The organism is Mumia sp. ZJ1417 (genome assembly GCF_014127285.1).
Classification (GTDB): domain Bacteria; phylum Actinomycetota; class Actinomycetes; order Propionibacteriales; family Nocardioidaceae; genus Mumia.
In genome coordinates this window covers 650,930-669,524 of record NZ_CP059901.1, presented here as the reverse complement: position 1 = coordinate 669,524, position 18,595 = coordinate 650,930, and the positions used below count along the sequence as shown (strand labels likewise).

Genomic DNA, 18,595 nt, shown 5'->3' with positions numbered 1-18,595 from the left:
ATCTAACACAGATTCAATTTTGGCGAGGCGGCTCTCCGTCAACACCGAGGACGCCGAGGACGAGGTCGTGCACCCGCTCCTGGGTCACGTCGTCGTTCTTCCAGCGCACCCGTCGACCGAGGTCGGTCACGGTCCCGATCGCGGCGTGCACCAGGAACCGGGCCTCGACCGCCTCGACCCCCGGCCGGGCCGCGACCAGGAGGTCCGACCAGAGCACCACGTGCTCGCGCTGGAGCGCCCGGAGTCGCGCCTGCCCCGCGGCAGGGAGGCTCGCGACGTCGGAGGAGTAGACCGACATCTGCTCCTTGTGCGCGAACGAGTGGGAGACGTACGCGCGGGTCAGGCGCCAGAGCGCGAGCGAGGGCGGCGAGCCCCGTACGCCCGCTGCGGCCACGGTCGCATCGAGGTGGTCCGAGGCGAGCAGGCACGCGGCGAGCAGGACGTCGGCCTTGCTGGTGAAGTGCCGGTAGAAGCCGGACGGCGTGAGCCCCGCCTCAACCGCGATCGCCTCCACGGTCGTCTCGGCGAACCCTTCGGAGTGGAACAGCCGCACCGCCGCGTCGAGCACCTGGTCGCGCCGGGTCTCGGGCTCTCGCGGCGGGCTCACGATCGGCTCGCTCGCGCCCTGCGCTGCCGGCTCGTCAGCTCGCGCGTCGCCCGGGGGTGGCCGAAGGGCGACCCGCACGGCGGCATCCGAGATCACTGCCGTGGTCCGGCGTACGGGCGCCGACGTGTGGTGGGCCGTGAGGCTGGCGACCACGGCCAACGCGCCGGTGGCCGCGAGGTCGATGTCGCTCTCGCCCGCCTCGGGGCGCATCGCGCGCACGAGCCCGGCGACGCGGCCGACCATCTCGTCGTACAGCGCCCGGACCTCGGCCCGGTCCTCGGGCTCGAGGTAGCGACCCTCCCACTGATAGATCCGCCCGGTCCTCCGGTTGCGCAACGTCGTCCGTACGAGGGTGGCGAGGACGTCGTCCAGGTGCCGGCGAGCGGCGTCGGCGTCAGCGAGGTCGACGCCGACCGGAGCCGGGGCCCAGGCGTCGAGGAGCTCGGCCGCGAGCGAGCTCGCGCACTGGGCGAACAGCGCGTACTTGCTGGGGAAGTGGCGGTAGAGCGCCGGGCCGGAGATGCCCACGGCGAGCGCGATGTCCTCCATGCCGACGGCGTGGTAGCCGCGATCGGCGAACTCGCGCGAGGCGGCGGCGAGGATGAGCGCCTTGCGGTTGCGCGGACGCCGTGCCGGCGGCACGACCGGTGCGGCCATCGTCTCCTCCTGCCCCTCGGGTGGCAGCAAGTTAACCACGTCCCGCGGCGGGTGGGTCGCCGCTAACAAAAATGTGAGTCCCCGTTAACAAGAGGCCTTGCCAACGCCTGCTATCTGGGGCATGCTTCCGGGTCATCCGCAGCATCGCCGCACGGAAGGCCAGCGCCATGACCCACCCGCCGACCACCGCCCCCGCGTGGACGTTCCGCAACCACTGGATGGCGCAGGTCGCCGGCCACGCCGAGACCCGTCCCGAGGCGACCGCTCTGCGGCACCGCGGCGTCGACACGACCTGGCGCCAGCTCCACGAGGGTTCTCTGGCCGCGGCCGGCGCACTGGCCCGCCGCGGTGTCGAGCCCGGCGACCGCGTGCTGCTGCTGACCCTCAACCACAGCGAGTTCGTCGAGGCCGTCCTCGCGATCAACAGCCTCGGCGCGATCGCGGTGCCGGTGAACTTCCGGCTCGCCCCCGACGAGGTGCGCTACATCGTCGAGGACTCGGGAGCGACCGTGATCCTCGTCGACCAGCTCCTCGCACCCCTCGTCGGCGCGGTCGCCCAGCTCACCGACCGGCTCCAGACGCGGATCTGCTTCGGTGGCGCCGACGGCTTCACCTCGTACGAGTCCCTGGTGGCCGAGGGCGATACGGCCGAGCTCGGCGACGTTCCCGAGGATGCGACGGCGCTCATCATCTACACGTCGGGGACCACCGGGCACCCCAAGGGCGCGATGCTGTCGCACCGCAACATGCAGCTCCAGGCGCTCACCTGCATCCGCGCGAACCTGATGGGTGACGAGTCCGACGTCGCGTTCCTCACCGCCCCGTTCTTCCACATCGCGGGTCTGGGGTCGATGGTCGCGAACCTGCTCCTCGGCATCCCGACCGTGATCCACCCGCTCGGGGCGTTCAACCCCGCCGAGGTCGTCGACGCGTGGGGGCGCGAGGGCGCGACGCTGGTGTTCAACGTCCCGCAGCAGTGGCAGGCGATCTGTGCGCTGCCGGACATCAAGGACCGCAAGCTCGCGCTGCGCATCATCAGCTGGGGGGCCGCCCCGGCCTCGGAGACGCTCCTGCGGACCATGGCGGAGACCTTCCCCGACGCGGTCAACGTCGCCGTGTTCGGCCAGACCGAGACCTCACCGATCACGTGCGTCCTCAGCGGCGACGACTCGATCCGCAAGCTCGGGTCGGTCGGCAAGCCGATCCCGACCATCCAGTACCGCGTCGTCGACGACGAGATGAACGACGTCCCCCGCGGCGACGTCGGCGAGATCGTCTACCGCGGGCCCACGGTCAGCCGCGGCTACTGGAACAAGCCCGCGGCCACCGAGGCGGCCTTCCACGGCGGCTGGTTCCACTCCGGCGACCTCGTGCGCCAGGACGAGGAGGGGTTCGTCTGGGTGGTGGACCGCAAGAAGGACATGATCATCACCGGCGGCGAGAACGTCTACTGCGCCGAGGTCGAGAACGCGCTCTACTCGCACCCCGACGTCGTCGAGGCGGCCGTGATCGGTCGTCCCGACGACACCTGGGGCGAGATCCCGGTCGCGGTCGTCGTGCAGCGCGAGGGTGCCGCCCTCGAGCTGGACGCGCTGAGCGCGTTCCTCGAGGGCCGCCTCGCTCGCTTCAAGCTCCCCAAGCGCCTCGTCCTCGTCGACGAGCTGCCGCGCAACGCCGGCGGCAAGGTCCTCAAGACCGCGCTGCGGAGCGAGGTCGACTGATGGAGCTCACCGCCAAGCAGCGCGCAGCCCTGACCGCGATCTGCGACACCTTCGCACCCGGTGACGGAGGCGAGATCCCGTCCGCGAGTGCGCTCGGCGCCGTCGCGATCGTCGAGGGCATGGCGATGCACAACCCGCGCAAGGCGGAGTCGGAGCAGCTCGCCCGCCTCCTCGGGCTGTGGGACTCCCCCGCGTTCGGGCTCGCGCTCGGCATCGGCCCGCGACGCTTCTCGCGAGCGAGCCAGGACAAGCGTGAGCGCGCGCTGATCGCGATGTCCGACTCGCGACTGCCGCAGAAGCGCGCGCTGTTCCAGGCGCTCAAGGGCGCCGCGACACTCGGCTATTACCTCGCTCCAGGACCGACCGGCCGCTCGCCGTTGTGGGACGCGATGGGCTATCCCGGCCCTCTCGGTCACCGGACCGACGCCGCCCCTCCGCCGCTCTCGCCGACCACCCCTGACCGCGCCGTCACGCTCGAGTGCGACGTGGTCGTCGTCGGGTCCGGCGCGGGGGGCGGCGTCGCGGCCGCGGTCCTGGCAGCCGCCGGCCACGACGTGGTGGTGATCGAGAAGGGCGCCTACTACGACGACGGCGACTTCGACGGCGGCGAGCTCAACGGGCTCACCACGCTCTACGCCCCCGGACCGGTCGGCACAGCCGAGGGCCAGCTCAGCATCCTGTCGGCGCAGTGCCTCGGTGGCGGCACAGTCGTCAACTACACGACGTCGTTCCGTACGCCCGACCACGTGCGCGAGGAGTGGGCGGGCCTCGGCGTGCCCCAGTTCGCGACCGACGAGTACGCACGCTCGCTCGACGCGGTCTGGGACCGTCTCGGCGTCAACCAGAACCACAACGCCATCTCCTCGCGGGACGTCATCCTCGAGCGCGGACTGACCCGGCTGGGCTGGCACGTCGACGAGATGCCACGCAACGTCAAGGGCTGCGACAACGGGGTCGAGTGCGGCCGCTGCGGGATGGGCTGCCGGCTCGGCGCCAAGCAGTCGACGGCCAAGACGTGGCTCGTCGACGCCGAGCAGGCCGGAGCGCGGCTGTTCACCGGTGTCGACGTCCGTACGGTGACGCGCGCGGGCGACCTCGCGACGGGCGTCGAGGGGGCCACCGCCGACGGCCACCCGGTCGTCGTCCGGGCCCGCGCCGTGGTCGTCGCGGGCGGCAGCCTCCAGACTCCGGCGCTGCTGCGCCGTTCGGGCCTGACCAACCCCAACATCGGGCGCCACCTGCGGCTCCACCCGGCGACCGCGATCTGGGGCTCGTTCGAGGACGAGGTCCGTCCGTGGGAGGGCGGCATCCAGACCCGCTACTCCAACGAGCACGCCGACCTCGACGGCTCCGGCTACGGGGTCATCTACGAGACCGCGGCCACCAACCCGGCCCTCGGGGTCGCCTTCATGTCCTGGCGCGGTGCGGACACCCACCGCGAGCGCATGCTGAACCTCGCCCACCTCAGCGGAGTCGGCGTCATCACCCGCGACCAGGACTCCGGCGAGGTCAAGGTCGGCAAGGACGGCGAACCCGTCGTGCACTACCGCCTGTCAGGGCGCGACGAGCAGCGACTGCGCGAGGGCGTGGCCGGTGCGGCGCGCATCGTCGAGTCCGCGGGAGCGCTCACCATGTTCTCCGGTCACCAGGCCGGCTTCACCTGGCAGCGCGGCTCCGAGTCGGTCGAGGACTTCGTCGCCCGGTGCGACGCGGCGGGGTACGGCCCCGGCCGCTGCGCGATGGCCGCCCTGCACCTCATGGGCTCGGTCCGCATGGGCGGATCGGCCGACACCAGCCCACTGGACCCCGACGGAGCGAGCTGGGAGATCCCCAACCTCGTCGTGGCCGACGCGTCCTGCTTCCCCACCGCGTCGGGAGTCAACCCGATGATCTCGATCGAGGCCATCGCCCACATGAACGCCACCCGATTGGCGGCTCGGCTCTGACCTGCCCTGCTGCTGTGCGACCGACCCGTGGGGCCCCGATCGGGAGGGCTCCACCTTCCCGCCCTGTCACCGCGCACTTGCGCACACCTTAAGGAGGACGCCATGCGGAAGACCGCGGCATCCCTGAGAATCACGGCCGTGCTGTCGGCGGCCGTCCTCGCCCTCGGCGCCTGCGGCTCCGACGGCGGCTCCGAAGCCGACGCGGACCCCGCGGCGGACCTTGACGGCACGCCGATCAAGGTCGGCTTCTTGAACCCGTCGGGCGGACCAGTCCCGCAGCCCGGCGCCGATACGGGCGCCGAGGCAGCCGTCGACTACATCAACGGTGAGCTCGGCGGCATCAACGGCGGTCCGCTGGAGGTGATCTCCTGCGACACCGACACCACCCCCGAGAAGGCGCAGTCCTGCGCCAACACCTTCGTCGAGGAGGGTGTCGTCGCCGTGATGGACGGCTTCAACCTCTCCTCGAGCGCGACGCTCCCGACGCTGACCGCCGCCAAGATCCCCCTGGTGGGCATGATCCCGTTCGACTCGGTGGCCGGCTCGAAGGCCGAGAACCGCGTGTTCTTCGCGGCGCCGCAGGCGTCGTTCCTGGTGGGCGCGATGCAGGCGTTCAAGGAGCAGGGCAAGGACAGCGTGACCCTCGCGCTGGTGGACACGCCTTCGTCGCACCAGACCATCGACACCCTCCTCCCGGCGCTGGCCGGGGCGTTGCAGATGGACGCCAAGGGCGTGTACTTCTCCCCGACCAACCCCAACTTCACCGCGCTCGCCGCGACGATCGCCAAGGACGATCCCGCCGTCGGCGGACTCGTCGCCTCGCCGAACGAGGGTGCGTGCACCGCGCTCGTGCAGGCGCTACGCCAGCAGCAGTACGACGGCACGATCTTCACCGCCGCGTGCACCGACTACATCGAGGCAGCGCCAGCCGAGGCCGCCGGTGGCGCGCTCTACTCCTCGACGTGGCTGCCCGCCTCGCTCGACCACGCCCCCGAGGACGTGAAGTCTGACCTCGAGGCCGCGGAGAAGGCGATCACCGGCGTCGAGGACGGCAGCGGCGGCTACTACGCGTACGGCGAGTTCGCGCAGTTCGTCACGTTCGCGAAGGCGCTCGACGGCGTCGAGGGCGAGATCACCGGCGAGGCGGTGCTGACGACGCTCAAGGGACTGAAGGACTTCCCGAGCTTCCTTGGCCCGAACATCACCTGCGGCAGCGCGACGTCGCCCAACTGCACGACGGAGATGCTCCTCTTCGACGTCGAGAAGGACGGCACGATCGCGCCGGTCGGCGAGGGCTTCCGCCAGCCGCCGCTGGAGATCCTGTCGCAGATCCCCGGCGCGACCTGATCCCGTGACCGCCGCGACCCGTCCGTCCTGTCCTGCGAGGAGACCCCTGTGGACCAGCTCGTCCTGTTCGTGACGCTCGGCTTCGGCGTCGGTGCGGTGTACGCGGTGATCGCGTCGTCGCTCGTCGCCGTGCACGCCGCGACCGGAGTGCTGAACTTCGCGCAGGGATCGATCGCACTGTGGGGCGTCTGGGTCGCGGCGGAGCTCGGGACCACCGGCACGCTGGTGCTGCCCATCGGGTCCGTCTCCCTCACCGACGGGCCCGCACCGGTGCCGCTCGCGGTGACGGCAGGTGTCGTGAGCTCGGCGATCGTCGCCCTGCTCACGCACCTGCTGGTCATGCGGCCGCTGCGGGCGGCGCCGGTCCTCTCCCAGGTCGTCGCGTCGGTCGGCGTGATGCTGCTGGTGGTGAGCCTGGTGCCGCTGCGCTTCGACATCACCGGCGCCGTCGCTGCACCGATCCTTCCGAGCAGCACGGTGGAGCTGCTCGGCGCGCAAGTCGCCGTCGCGAACCTGATCGTCCTCGCGCTCGCGGTCGTCGTCGCGCTCGCGCTGGCCGCATACTTCCGGTTCACCCGCTGGGGGACGGCGACGCGGGCGAGCGCCGAGGACGAGACGGCGCTGCGCCTGACCGGCTGGTCGCCAGACCGCCTCGCGGCCCTGGTCTGGTTCGCCACCGGCGCTGCGACAGGACTCGTCGCCGTCGTCGGCTCACCCACGATCGGCCTGGACCCCATCAGCTACACGTTCTACGTCCTCCCCGGCCTGGCAGCCGCCCTGCTGGCACGGCTCCGGTCGGTGCTGGTCGCCGCGGCCGCCGGGCTCGGGATCGGCGTCTTCCAGTCGCTGCTGATGATGATGAGCACGTACGACTTCTGGCCCACTTGGGCGCAAGCGGGGTTCGGCGACACCGTCCCCTTCCTCATCGTGATGGTCGCCCTGTTCGCCTTCGGCCGCAAGATCCCGGTGCGCGGCCGCATGCAGACCATGCGGATGCCCGCGGTGCGCCCGCCGCGGACACGGCCGGTGCTCGCGCTCGGCGCGGTCGCCGCCGCAGTTGCCGCGATCCTGCTCACCGAGGGCAGCTGGCGGTTCGGCGTCGTGACGTCGATCATCATGATGCTGATCGCGCTGTCGCTGGTGGTGCTGACCGGCTACCTCGGCCAGATCTCGCTGGCGGCGATGGCCTTCGCCGGTGCGGGCGGGTTCGTCCTCTCGCGGGTGACGACAGAGTACGGCGTCCCGTTCCCCCTCTCGCTCGTCGTCCCCGCCCTCGCGGCCACCCTGCTCGGCGTCATCGTCGGCATCCCCGCGCTGCGCATCCGCGGCGCCCACCTCGCGGTCGTGACGCTGGCGGGTGCGCTCGCCATCCAGACCTTCATCTTCGGCAATCCTGCGTTCACGCCGTTCGAGGGCAACCTCATCTCGGACCCGAAGGTGTTCGGCATCGACCTCTCCGTACGACGCGGCACCGACCTCACGACGGTGTCGTTCGCCCTCATGGTCCTCGTCGTCGTCGGGCTGCTCACCTGGGCGACCGCGCGCCTCATGCGGGGTCGCACGGGCCGCGCGTTCCTCGCGATCCGCTCCAACGAGCGCGCCGCCGCCTCCGTCGGCATCGACGTGGCCGGCACGAAGCTGCTTGGGTTCGCGATCTCCGCGTTCCTCGCCGGGATCGGCGGCTGCCTCATCGGCTACAGCCGCTCGCAACTGTCGGTGGAGTCCTTCACCGTGTTCGTCGGGCTCACCCTGCTGTGCATCGTCTATGTCTCGGGCATCACCAGCCTCGCCGGAGCGGTCGTCGCCGGGCTGCTCGCCCCGCTCGGGGTGGTCGCGACATTCCTCGACGACACGCTCGGCGTCGGCCACCTCTACAGCCTCATCGCGGCGATCGCCCTGGTCGTCACGGCGGTGCTGAACCCCGTCGGCATCACCGGCAGCGTCCGCCAGGCATCTGCCCACCTCATCCACCTGAGGAGCTCTCGTGCCCACCGCTGACGCCGTACCGGCCCGCCCGGACCCGCTGTTCGAGGTCCGCGACCTGACCGTCCGTTACGGCGGCGTCGTGGCGAACGACAGCGTCGACCTCACGATCTCCCGCGGCGAGGTCGTCGGCCTGATCGGTCCGAACGGCGCCGGCAAGACCTCGCTGGTCGACGCCGTCACCGGTTTCACCCCGTCGGTGGGCGAGGTGCTCCTCGACGGCCGCCGGCTCGACTCCCTCCCTCCGCACCGACGGCGCCGCGCCGGGCTCGCCCGTACGTGGCAGGCCGGTGAGCTGTTCGCCGACCTCACCGTCGCGGACAACATCGCCGTCGCCACGCAGCGCCGGGGGTGGCGCGGGCTGCTCGCCGACGTCCTCGGCAGGTCGGCCCGGGGCGGCACCGACCCGACGCTCGAGATGCTCGGACTCGCAGACGACACGGGCCGCCTCCCCGACCAGCTCAGCCTGGGCCGTCAACGACTCGTCGGTGTCGCGCGTGCGCTGGCCGGCGACAGCAGCGTCGTCCTCCTCGACGAGCCCGCGGCCGGTCTCGACACCGACGAGAGCGAGGCGTTCGGCGAGGTCGTGCGCACGATGGCCGCGACCGGACGCGCGGTGCTCCTCATCGACCACGACATGAACCTCGTGCTCAACGTCTGCGACCGCGTGTACGTGCTCGACTTCGGACGCGTCATCGCGTGCGGACCCCCTGACGAGATCCGCAGCGACGCCGCCGTCGTGGCGGCCTACCTGGGAGAGGAGCCGGCGGCATGAGCGCGTTGGAGCTGAAGGGCGTGACCGCGGGGTACGGGCACGCGGCTGCCGTGCGTGACCTCGACCTGTCGGTCAAGGCGGGTGAGGTCGTCGCGCTGCTCGGGCCGAACGGCGCGGGCAAGACCACGGTCCTGCTGACGGCGGTCGGTCTGCTGACCCCGACTGCCGGCGAGGTGCGGGCGTTCGGGCGTCCCCTCTCCCGGAAGGTCGAGAAGAGCGCGCGCGAAGGCGTCGTTCTCGTCCCCGACAGCCGTGCGATCTTTCACGACCTCACCGTCCGCGAGAACCTCTCGCTGGCGCGGCGGCACCGCGCCCGTGACCTCGACACCGTGCTGGACCGGCTTCCGCGGCTGGCGCCTCTGGTCAATCGCCGCGTCGGGCTGCTCTCGGGCGGTGAGCAGCAGATGCTCGCGCTGGCGAAGGCCCTCCTCGCGCGCCCGCGCGTGCTGCTCGTCGACGAGCTGAGCCTGGGGCTGGCGCCGCTCGCGGTCCAAGAGCTGCTCCCGATCGTCCGCGCGCTCGCCGACGAGTCGTGGGTCGCGGTCCTGCTCGTGGAGCAGCACGTCGACCTCGCACTGTCGGTAGCCGACCGTGCCGTCGTCCTCCACCACGGCCGGGTGGCGCTCTCCGGCAGCGCCGCCGAGCTACGTGCCGACCGCGACGCCGTGCGCAAGGCGTACTTCGGCGGTGACGAGATCGAGGCGGCAGCCGCCCTCGTGTGAGACGGTTCGCGCGGACTAGGTCATGCCATCATCGACATCGCCCGCTGACGCGCAGGCCCCGTGGGCTTAGAACCAGTCCTGCTCGGGGACGACGCCGACGATGACATCGTGCCCACCACGCGAGTACACGATGAATCCAACGTGAGACTCGCCTGAGGCCAATTCTTCAGCCAACCCCGGGCGACGTACTCCGCGTACTCCTCGCAACTCAGATCCACTGGCGAAGAGCGCCCGATTATCCGAACGACTCTGATGGGAGAGAGTTTGCTAACCTCCCGCGCAGTACTGAAGTAGCTGCCAGGGGGACGCACAGGGTCCCACCTTTCACCATTCTCGAGAACCAGCCCGTCATCAAGGAATCGAGTCTTCTGGCTACCAGTCCAGGTCGAAGGCGGCGCGGACCGCGTCCGCCAGCTCGGCCTCCTGGGAGTCGAGCAGGAAGCCAAGCTGTCGGCCCACCGAGGCCACCGGGACGGTCACGATGTTGTCGCAGCTCACGACGCTGACGTGGTCCAGTCCGTTTACGGGGCCTACCTCCACCTCGGTCGACAAGCCGCGGATGGTGCTGGTGATCGGAGCGACGGTCACACGGGTGAGGTAGGGCCGCACGGCCTCGCGGGTGAGGATCAACACCGGCCGCGCCTTGTCGAGACGCGCCATGTGGATCGGACGCATCAGTCGATGTCGTCCATCGGAAGGCGGGAGGCGAACTCGGCGAGATCGTCCATGTCCGCGTCCGTTCGGGCCGCAGCGAGGATTGCCGCATCGCGCTCTGCGGTCTTGCGACGCCGCTCCCGTTCGAGTGCCCGAGCGACCACCGCTGCACGACTAGACGCCTCGCCGCGGCGTACGAGGGCATCGACGAACTCGACAAGCTCCTCGTCCAGGCGTACCGCGATCTGGGTGCTCATACCAACACGGTACCACTATGGGATGCGCTGACGACGCTCGTCATCGCGCAGATCCCGCAACAGACCGCCCGTCGCTGACCGATCTGCGCAACGGATTGCCATCGGCCGCGCAACGGGTACCGACGTACGTTCGGGACACCTGACGACACGGAGGTGGTAGATGACGATCATGACCGGGGCTGCGCTGCCGACGACGACGACGAGGCAGCAGACGGCACATCCGATGCCCCGCGAAGCGACACCACGCCGCTTCTTGATGTGCCGACCGGAGCACTTCGACGTGACCTACGCGATCAACCCGTGGATGGACCCGAGCATGCCGGTGGACACCGTGCTCGCCATCACGCAGTGGGAGACGCTGCGCGCCACGTACGAGAGTCTCGGTCATAAGGTCGACCTGATCCGCCCGGTCGAGGGCCTGCCCGACATGGTGTACGCCGCGAACGGCGGCGTCGTGTACGACGGCAAGGCGGTCGCGGCGAGCTTCACCTTCGCCGAGCGCCAGCCCGAGGGGGCGGCGTACCACGCGTGGTTCGACGAGGCCGGGTTCCGGCCGACGATCCAGGCCGGGTCCACCAACGAGGGTGAGGGCGACTTCCTCGTCGTCGGACGCCTGATCCTCGCCGGCACCGGCTTCCGTACCTCGGTCGCCGCGCACCACGAGGTGCGCGAGTTCTTCGGCGCCCCGGTGATCTCGCTGGACCTGATCGACCCGCGCTACTACCACCTCGACACGGCGCTGGCCGTGCTCGACGAGCGGACGATCGCCTACTACCCGGGCGCGTTCAGCGCGGCGAGCAACGCCGTCCTGCGCCAGCTGTTCCCCGACGCGATCCTCGCGAACGACGCGGACGCGAGCGTCCTCGGGCTCAACGCGGTCTCGGACGGCCACCATGTCGTCCTCACCGACAAGGCCGTGCACCTGCACGAGTGTCTGCGGGAGCGCGGTTTCCACCCGATCGGCGTCGACCTGAGCGAGCTGCTCAAGGGCGGCGGAAGCGTGAAGTGCTGCACACTGGAGGTCCGGGCATGACGACAGTCTCCTTCGTGGACGTGGGAAGCATGAGCCGCTGGATCGGCGAAAAGGGAGCCGAGCGCATCATCGGTGAGATGGTGACGGCGCTCGAGGGCGACTTCCGCCGGTGGCCGCAGTTCGACAAGTCGCCGCGTCACGCCGTGCACACGCGCGACGGCGTGATGGAGCTGATGCCGACCAGCGACGGCGACGAGTACGGGTTCAAGTACGTCAACGGCCATCCGTCCAACCCGCTGCGTGGCTTCCAGACCGTCACCGCGTTCGGCGTCCTCGCCCAGGTGCACAACGGCTACCCGACCTTCATGGCGGAGATGACGCTGCTCACCGCCCTCCGTACGGCGGCGACGTCGGCGATGGCCGCGAAGTGGCTGGCCCGCCCCGACTCCTCGACGATGGCGATGATCGGGACCGGGTCGCAGGCGGAGTTCCAGGCGCTCGGCTTCCGCGCCGTCCTCGGCATCGATCGGCTGCGGGTCTTCGACACCGACCCCGAGGCGATGTACAAGCTCGTCCGCAACCTCGAGCCGCTCGGCTTCGAGATCACCGTCGCCACCAGCGCCGCCGACGCCGTACGCGGTGCCGACGTGATCACGACCTGCACCGCCGACAAGACCAACGCGACCGTCCTACGCGACGTCGACGTCGCTCCCGGCGTGCACGTCAACGCGATCGGCGGCGACTGCCCCGGCAAGACCGAGCTCGACCAGGCGATCCTGGGGCGGGCGTCGGTCTTCGTCGAGTACCCCGAGCAGACCCGCGTCGAGGGCGAGATCCAGGCGTTCGGACCAGAGTTTGCGGTGACCGAGCTGTGGGCGGTGATCGCGGGCGAGGCCGCGGGCCGTACGTCGCGCGAGGAGGTCACGGTGTTCGACTCGGTCGGCTTCGCGATCGAGGACTTCGTCGCGCTCCGCTTCGTCCGCGACGCCGTGCGCGGCACCTCGTACGAGGCCATGCTCGACCTGGTCGCCGAGCCCGCTGACCCGAAGGACCTGTTCGCGATGGTGACGCCGGCACCCACGCCGGCCCTGGTGGCGCACTGACGGTGCCCGACGCGACCGCAGCCCTGGCGCACGATCCCGGTCTCGAGGACGAGGTCGAGGCTCTCGTACGGCAGTGGCTCGCGGTCGCGGCGCAGGTGCCGACCGACCGTTCGGCCCAGCAGCTCGCGGACGTCCTGAAGGATCCGGCGGGCCTGCCGTTCGCCGTCGGGTTCGTCGACGGCGTCATCCGGCCGGAGGACGCTCGGGTCGCCGCACGGGCCTTCGCCGAGCACGCACAGGACGTGCCGTCGTTCCTGCCGTGGCACCTGCGCGCGGCGATCCGCGTGGGAGCCGTCGCCGCGCGGGTCGCGCCGGGCCTCGTGATCCCGATGGTCCGCAGGGTCCTGCGCGGCATGGTCGGGCACCTCGTCGTCGACGCCTCCGACCGCCGGCTCGGCCAAGCGATCGCGCGCATCCGCTCGCGCGGCGTCCGGCTCAACCTCAACCTCCTCGGCGAGGCCGTGCTGGGCGAGCGCGAGGCGTCGCGGCGGCTCGACGGGACCGAGCGACTCCTCTCGCGACCCGACGTCGACTACGTGTCGATCAAGGTCTCCGCGACCGTCGCACCCCACTCGCCGTGGGCGTTCGACGAGACGGTCGACCACGTCGTCGCGCAGCTGCGTCCGCTCTATCGGCAGGCGGTGCAGGCGTCGCCGCGCACGTTCATCAACCTCGACATGGAGGAGTACCGCGACCTCGACCTCACCGTCGCGGTCTTCACGCGTCTCCTGGACGAGCCCGCGCTGCGCGACCTCGAGGCCGGCATCGTGCTGCAGGCCTACCTGCCCGACACCCTCGCGACGATGCAGCACCTCCAGGAGTGGGCCGCGCGTCGCCGCGCCGCCGGCGGTGCGGTGATCAAGGTGCGGCTGGTCAAGGGCGCGAACCTTCCGATGGAGCACGTCGAGTCGGCGCTGCGCGACTGGCCGCTCGCGACCTGGGGCTCCAAGCAGGAGACCGACACGCACTACAAGCGGATCCTCGACTACGCCCTCGACCCCGACCGCATCGCGAACGTCCGGATCGGGGTCGCCGGTCACAACCTCTTCGACGTCGCGCACGCGTGGCTGCTCGCCGGGCGGCGCGGGGTCCGCGACGGTGTCGACGTCGAGATGCTCCTCGGGATGGCGCAGGGACAGGCCGAGGCCGTACGCAGGACCGTCGGCGGGCTGCTCCTCTACACCCCGGTGGTGCGGGCGGCGGAGTTCGACACCGCGATCGCCTATCTCGTGCGGCGACTCGAGGAGGGCGCGAGCCCGGAGAACTTCATGTCGGCGGTCTTCGACCTCGGGAGCGACGAGCGGCTGTTCGCACGGGAGCGGGACCGGTTCCTCGCGTCGCTGCGGGCGGTGGACGCGACCGTGCCGGAGCCGCGTCGGCGACAGGACCGCCGTACGGATCCGGTCGACGTGCCGCCGCCGGGCTTCGCCAACACCTCGGACACCGACCCGGCCCTGGAGTGCAACCGCGCCTGGGCGCGGGACATCCTCGCGCGCGCCGCGTCGTCGGAGCTCGGCGAGGAGCTGGTGCGGGAGCACACCGTGACCTCAGCCGACGCGATCGAGGGCGTGCTCGCCTCGGCGGTCGACGCGCAGCCGGCGTGGGCCGCGCTCGGCGGAGACGGGCGGGCCGAGGTGCTGCGCCGTGCCGCGGCCGCGCTCGAACGGCATCGCGCCGACCTCGTCGAGGTGATGGCGGCCGAGTGCGGCAAGACCGTCGACCAGGCCGATCCGGAGGTCTCCGAGGCGGTCGACTTCGCCCGCTACTACGCCGAGTCCGCCAGGCTGCTCGACCGTACCGACGGCGCGACGCCCGTCCCCGTACGCCTCACCGTCGTCACGCCGCCGTGGAACTTCCCGGTCGCGATCCCCTCGGGCTCGATGCTCGCCGCGCTCGCGTCCGGCGCGTCGGTCGTCGTCAAACCCGCCCACCAGGCCCGGCGGTGCGGGTCGCTCGTCGTCGCGGCGCTGTGGGAGGCGGGCGTGCCCCGCAACGTGCTGCAGCTCGTCCACGTCGCCGAGTCCGACCTCGGGCAGCAGCTCGTCTCCGACCGCCGCGTCGACCGGCTGATCCTCACCGGCGCGTACGAGACAGCGGCGCTGTTCCGCACCTTCCGGCCGGACCTGCCGCTGCTAGCCGAGACCAGCGGCAAGAACGCGATCGTCGTCGCGCCGAGCGCGGACCTCGACCTCGCCGTGAAGGACCTCGTCGCGTCGGCGTTCGGGCACGCCGGGCAAAAGTGCTCGGCGGCCTCGCTGGCGATCCTCGTCGGCCCCGTGACGCGGTCGCGACGCTTCCGCGACCAGCTCGCCGATGCCGTACGGTCGCTCAAGGTCGGCTATCCGACCGACCCGACAAGCCAGGTCGGGCCCGTCATCGAACCCGCGCACGGCAAGCTGCTCGACGCGCTCACCTCGCTCGAGACCGGCGAGTCGTGGCTCGTCGCGCCGCGGCGGCTCGACGAGACCGGCCGCCTGTGGTCGCCCGGGGTGAAGGTCGGCGTGGCACCCGGATCGGCGACGCACCTTGTGGAGTTCTTCGGGCCGGTGCTCGGGATCATGACCGCCGGGACGCTGGACGAGGCGATCGCGCTGCAGAACGCGACGCCGTACGGGCTCACCGCCGGGCTCCACTCGCTCGACCCGGACGACATCGCGCGGTGGGTGGACGGCGTCGACGCGGGCAACCTGTACGTGAACCGCGGCATCACCGGCGCGATCGTACGACGGCAGCCGTTCGGCGGGTGGAAACGGTCGGCGGTCGGCGCCGGTACGAAGGCGGGTGGCCCGAGCTATCTCCACGGGCTGGTCGACTGGGAGCCGGCGCGGGCGACGTCGGGCGACCCGATCGCGCTCGATCAGCGGGTGTTCGTCGACGCCGCCGTCGCCGCAGGCGTGCCCGGCGACGGCCTCGCCATGCTCGAGCGGGCGCTGCGCAGCGACGCGCAGGCCTGGCGGACGCTGTTCGGCGTCGGCGCCGACGTCACGGGCATCCCGTACGAGCGCAACGTCCTGAGGCACCTGCCCGTGCCCGTCACCGTGCGGTACGACGGCGAGCGGCCGCTGGCCGAGCTCGTCCGCGTCGTCGCGGCAGGAGCGCGTGCGGGGGCGATCGTCTCGGTGAGCTCGGCCGTCGCGCTGCCTGCCCCGGTACGGGTCGCCTTCGGCGGCGCCCGGACGTCGATCGTCGTGGAGCGGGACGCCGCGTGGCTTGCACGGGCCACGGACCTTCCGGCCGGGCGCGTACGCCTCGTTGGCGGCGACGCGGCTGCGCTGATGCGGGCGACCGGTGGGCGTCCTGACCTCGCGGTGTACGGGCACCCGGTCACGGAGGCGGGGCGGGTCGAGATGCTGCCGTTCGTGCACGAGCAGGCGGTGAGCATGACCGCGCACCGCTTCGGCACCCTCGACGGACTGACGGATCACGTCCTACCGTCGTGAGATGAAGGCACGCACTGGCCTCCTGGGCGCGGCCACACTCCTAATCGTGGGATGTGGCGGTGCCCCGGTCGTCGAGCGCGCCCCCACGCCGCAGGCCGAGCGATCTGCGTCGACCACTCCGACGCGCACGCCCTCCGCGACGCGGGCGCCCTCACCAACCCCGACGCCGAGCCCCACCGCTGCTCCCGCACCTCCCACCCCGCCTCGCGACGCCCTCCTGTCCATCCCGACTCTCGGCATCCGCGACCTGCGCGTGATCGCCTACCGGGGCAAAACCGACGACGACGCCGGCACCCGGATCCAGAACCGTGGCCACGCCGCCAGCCCGTACGGGCGCGACGGCGGTGCGGGGCCCGGCGGGATCGGCAACTACCAGGTGACCGCGCACCGCCTCTCGTCCACGCGGGCGTTCCTGGACCTGCCGGACCTCGAGCGCGGCGACCGGGTGCATGTGACCGCCGGCGGCACGCGCTGGACGTACGAGATCGTCGGCACGCGCTCGACGTCGTTCCGCTCGGCGCGTTCGCTCGCGGAGCAGCGTGCTGCCGTCCCCGGCCACCCCGGTCGTCAGCCCGAACGCGCCCACGTCACGCTCTCGACCTGCGCGACGCCGGAGGACCACGCGCAGGGCAACTTCTGGGTCGACGAGTTCGACAACCCCGAGCACCGCATCGACAAGATCGGCATGCTCGTCCGCACCGAGCGCGGGTGAGGGGCGCTCACGCGAGCACCAGCACGAGCACCCCGATCCCCAGAACGAAGTCGAGCGTGCCGCACCACTCGGCGAACGGGCGGCTGACCACGGCGTCCTCGTGCCAGTGGATCGCGTCCCACGCAGCGTGAGCGATGAGCGCGAGGCCGACGATCACCCCGGCGAGCACCGGGCTCGCGTAAGCACCGACGAGGCCAGCGACGAGGAAGAGCGCGGTGAGCCAGGGGTAGAGCGTCTCGAAGCGAGACGGCCCCCACCTCCGCCGCACGGCGCCGACCAGCGCCAGTGCGACCGCAGCGACGGCCAGCACCGGGATGGGATCGACGTCGACGATCCGCAGGACCACGACCACGACCATCTCGGCCGCGACGACCGCCCAGATCAGACCTTGCCGGTCCAGCACCGCAGTCGCGATGTAGCCCAAGGCCGCGACGACGAGGACGAGCGCCGCCTCCGACCCGTCCGTCATGTCGGACACGATGAACGCGCCTGACCCGATGCCGAGCGCAGTCGGCCACCGCCGCAACAGCCACGGCAGGCGGTGCTGCCGCTCGGTGCGAGGTCCGCGTCCCTCGGTGTCGCTGATCATGACGTCGACGCTAAGGAGGTTTGCCCGACGCGTGAGACCTCTGCGGCCGATCGTGTCCGAGATCCTGGGATCCGTGTCTCTCGGCCTACACTGAAGCATGCCGGAACGGACCGTCGTCGTCGTCGCGTACGAGAACGCCGAGCTGCTCGACATCGCCTGCATCACCACCCCGCTGATGATGGCGAACATGATCGGAGCGCTCGAGGTCCCGTACAGCACGCGCGTCGTCTCGCCCGGCGGGCTCCCCGTCGTGTGCGGGTCGGGCCTCACCCTCGCCGCCGACGGCGCGCTCGAGCACGTTGCGACGCCGATCGACACGGTCATCGTCTCCGGCGGCACCGGTCACGAGCGCGCCGCGGAGAGCATGCTGGTCCGCGACCACGTACGCCGTCTCGCCGGCGCGGCCCGCCGTACGGCCTCGGTCTGCACAGGGGCCACGATCCTGGCCGCGGCCGACCTCCTCGACGGGCGGCGCGCGACCACACACTGGCAGTACGCGGCGCGGCTGGCTCGCCATCACCCGAATGTCACCGTCGATCCTGATCCGATCTTCATCCGCGACGGCGCGATCTCGACCGCCGCCGGCGTCACGAGCGCGCTCGACCTGACGCTGGCGTTCATCGAGGAGGACCACGGGCCGGAGCTCGCGCGTGCGACGTCGCGCTACCTCGTCACCTACCTCCAGCGGCCGGGGAGCCAGTCGCAGATGAGCATCCACACCGCAGCACCCACGACGGAGAACACCATCGTCCGCAGCGTGACCGACCACGTGACCGCCGATCTCGCCGCTCCGGCAGACACCGCCGCCCTCGCGGACGTCGCCGGTGTGAGCGTGCGTCACCTCGGCCGAGTCTTCGCCGCCGAGGTCGGAGCCACGCCAGCGCAGTACGTCCGGACCGTGCGTCTCGAAGCGGCCGCCCATCTGCTTGAGGGAACCCCCGAACCGCTCGCGACCATCGCACGCCAGTGCGGGTTCAGGTCGGCCGAGGCGATGCGCCAGGCGTTCGTGCGCCAGTACGGCACGACGCCGTCCGCGTACCGGTCGCGCGCGCGACGTCGTACCGCTGCTGACGATGATGTCGTGCGCCCAGTCATCGACTAGCGTCGTG

The 18,595-nt window shown here is 71.4% G+C and carries 15 protein-coding genes; 11 read left to right on the top strand and 4 right to left on the bottom strand.

Features of this window, described 5'->3' with window-relative positions:
- Positions 1 to 13 precede the first annotated feature (13 nt).
- Positions 14 to 1,264: a TetR/AcrR family transcriptional regulator gene (locus H4N58_RS03145; RefSeq protein ID WP_167249058.1), complete on the bottom strand. Its 1,251-nt coding sequence runs from the start codon at positions 1,262 to 1,264 to the stop codon at positions 14 to 16.
- A gap of 167 nt (positions 1,265 to 1,431) precedes the next feature.
- Here H4N58_RS03145 and H4N58_RS03140 point away from each other — a divergent pair, with 167 nt between their 5' ends.
- From H4N58_RS03140 to H4N58_RS03115, 6 genes are all read left to right on the top strand, one after another.
- Entirely contained in the window at positions 1,432 to 2,985 is a 1,554-nt protein-coding gene (locus H4N58_RS03140; protein ID WP_167249060.1) for a long-chain-fatty-acid--CoA ligase, read from the top strand.
- On the top strand, positions 2,985 to 4,931 hold the full coding sequence (locus tag H4N58_RS03135; RefSeq protein WP_167249062.1) for a GMC family oxidoreductase: 1,947 nt from the start codon (positions 2,985 to 2,987) through the stop codon (positions 4,929 to 4,931). The genes H4N58_RS03140 and H4N58_RS03135 overlap by 1 nt, the downstream gene beginning before the upstream one ends.
- 102 nt (positions 4,932 to 5,033) lie before the next feature.
- Complete coding sequence (locus tag H4N58_RS03130) at positions 5,034 to 6,278, top strand: ABC transporter substrate-binding protein (RefSeq protein ID WP_167249064.1); 1,245 nt, start codon at positions 5,034 to 5,036, stop codon at positions 6,276 to 6,278.
- 48 nt (positions 6,279 to 6,326) lie between these two features.
- Positions 6,327 to 8,276: an ABC transporter permease gene (locus H4N58_RS03125; RefSeq protein WP_167249066.1), complete on the top strand. Its 1,950-nt coding sequence runs from the start codon at positions 6,327 to 6,329 to the stop codon at positions 8,274 to 8,276.
- The gene (locus H4N58_RS03120) at positions 8,263 to 9,036 is read left to right on the top strand and encodes an ABC transporter ATP-binding protein (RefSeq protein ID WP_167001490.1); all 774 of its coding nucleotides are present in this window, start codon (positions 8,263 to 8,265) and stop codon (positions 9,034 to 9,036) included. Before H4N58_RS03125 ends, H4N58_RS03120 begins: the two co-directional genes overlap by 14 nt.
- Positions 9,033 to 9,758 carry an ABC transporter ATP-binding protein gene (locus tag H4N58_RS03115; protein ID WP_167001489.1) on the top strand — a complete coding sequence of 242 codons (726 nt, stop codon included), beginning with the start codon at positions 9,033 to 9,035 and terminating at the stop codon, positions 9,756 to 9,758. The genes H4N58_RS03120 and H4N58_RS03115 overlap by 4 nt, the downstream gene beginning before the upstream one ends.
- A 372-nt stretch (positions 9,759 to 10,130) precedes the next feature.
- Here the strand turns inward: H4N58_RS03115 and H4N58_RS03110 are convergent, their stop codons facing one another.
- The gene (locus H4N58_RS03110; RefSeq protein ID WP_279587722.1) at positions 10,131 to 10,418 is read right to left on the bottom strand and encodes a type II toxin-antitoxin system PemK/MazF family toxin; all 288 of its coding nucleotides are present in this window, start codon (positions 10,416 to 10,418) and stop codon (positions 10,131 to 10,133) included.
- A gap of 14 nt (positions 10,419 to 10,432) precedes the next feature.
- Positions 10,433 to 10,669, bottom strand: a complete 237-nt coding sequence (locus tag H4N58_RS03105) for a YlcI/YnfO family protein (RefSeq protein ID WP_167001487.1) — start codon at positions 10,667 to 10,669, stop codon at positions 10,433 to 10,435.
- Positions 10,670 to 10,829: 160 nt separating this feature from the next.
- On the opposite strand from H4N58_RS03105, the gene ddaH reads away from it, so the two are divergent.
- From ddaH to H4N58_RS03085, 4 genes are read left to right on the top strand one after another with little or no spacing between them, the layout of a single operon-like run.
- The gene (gene ddaH, locus H4N58_RS03100) at positions 10,830 to 11,702 is read left to right on the top strand and encodes a dimethylargininase (RefSeq protein WP_243845023.1); all 873 of its coding nucleotides are present in this window, start codon (positions 10,830 to 10,832) and stop codon (positions 11,700 to 11,702) included.
- The gene (locus H4N58_RS03095) at positions 11,699 to 12,745 is read left to right on the top strand and encodes an ornithine cyclodeaminase (RefSeq protein WP_167001486.1); all 1,047 of its coding nucleotides are present in this window, start codon (positions 11,699 to 11,701) and stop codon (positions 12,743 to 12,745) included. Before ddaH ends, H4N58_RS03095 begins: the two co-directional genes overlap by 4 nt.
- A 2-nt stretch (positions 12,746 to 12,747) precedes the next feature.
- A complete protein-coding gene (locus H4N58_RS03090) occupies positions 12,748 to 16,185 on the top strand; it encodes a bifunctional proline dehydrogenase/L-glutamate gamma-semialdehyde dehydrogenase (RefSeq protein WP_243845024.1) in 3,438 nt (1,145 codons plus the stop codon).
- Between the two features lies 1 nt (position 16,186).
- Positions 16,187 to 16,897, top strand: coding sequence for a sortase domain-bontaining protein (locus tag H4N58_RS03085; RefSeq protein WP_167249068.1), 711 nt, complete (start codon positions 16,187 to 16,189; stop codon positions 16,895 to 16,897).
- 7 nt (positions 16,898 to 16,904) lie between these two features.
- Here the strand turns inward: H4N58_RS03085 and H4N58_RS03080 are convergent, their stop codons facing one another.
- On the bottom strand, positions 16,905 to 17,486 hold the full coding sequence (locus H4N58_RS03080) for a hypothetical protein (RefSeq protein ID WP_167001484.1): 582 nt from the start codon (positions 17,484 to 17,486) through the stop codon (positions 16,905 to 16,907).
- Between the two features lie 97 nt (positions 17,487 to 17,583).
- On the opposite strand from H4N58_RS03080, the gene H4N58_RS03075 reads away from it, so the two are divergent.
- Positions 17,584 to 18,588 carry a GlxA family transcriptional regulator gene (locus H4N58_RS03075; RefSeq protein WP_167001483.1) on the top strand — a complete coding sequence of 335 codons (1,005 nt, stop codon included), beginning with the start codon at positions 17,584 to 17,586 and terminating at the stop codon, positions 18,586 to 18,588.
- Positions 18,589 to 18,595 lie beyond the last annotated feature (7 nt).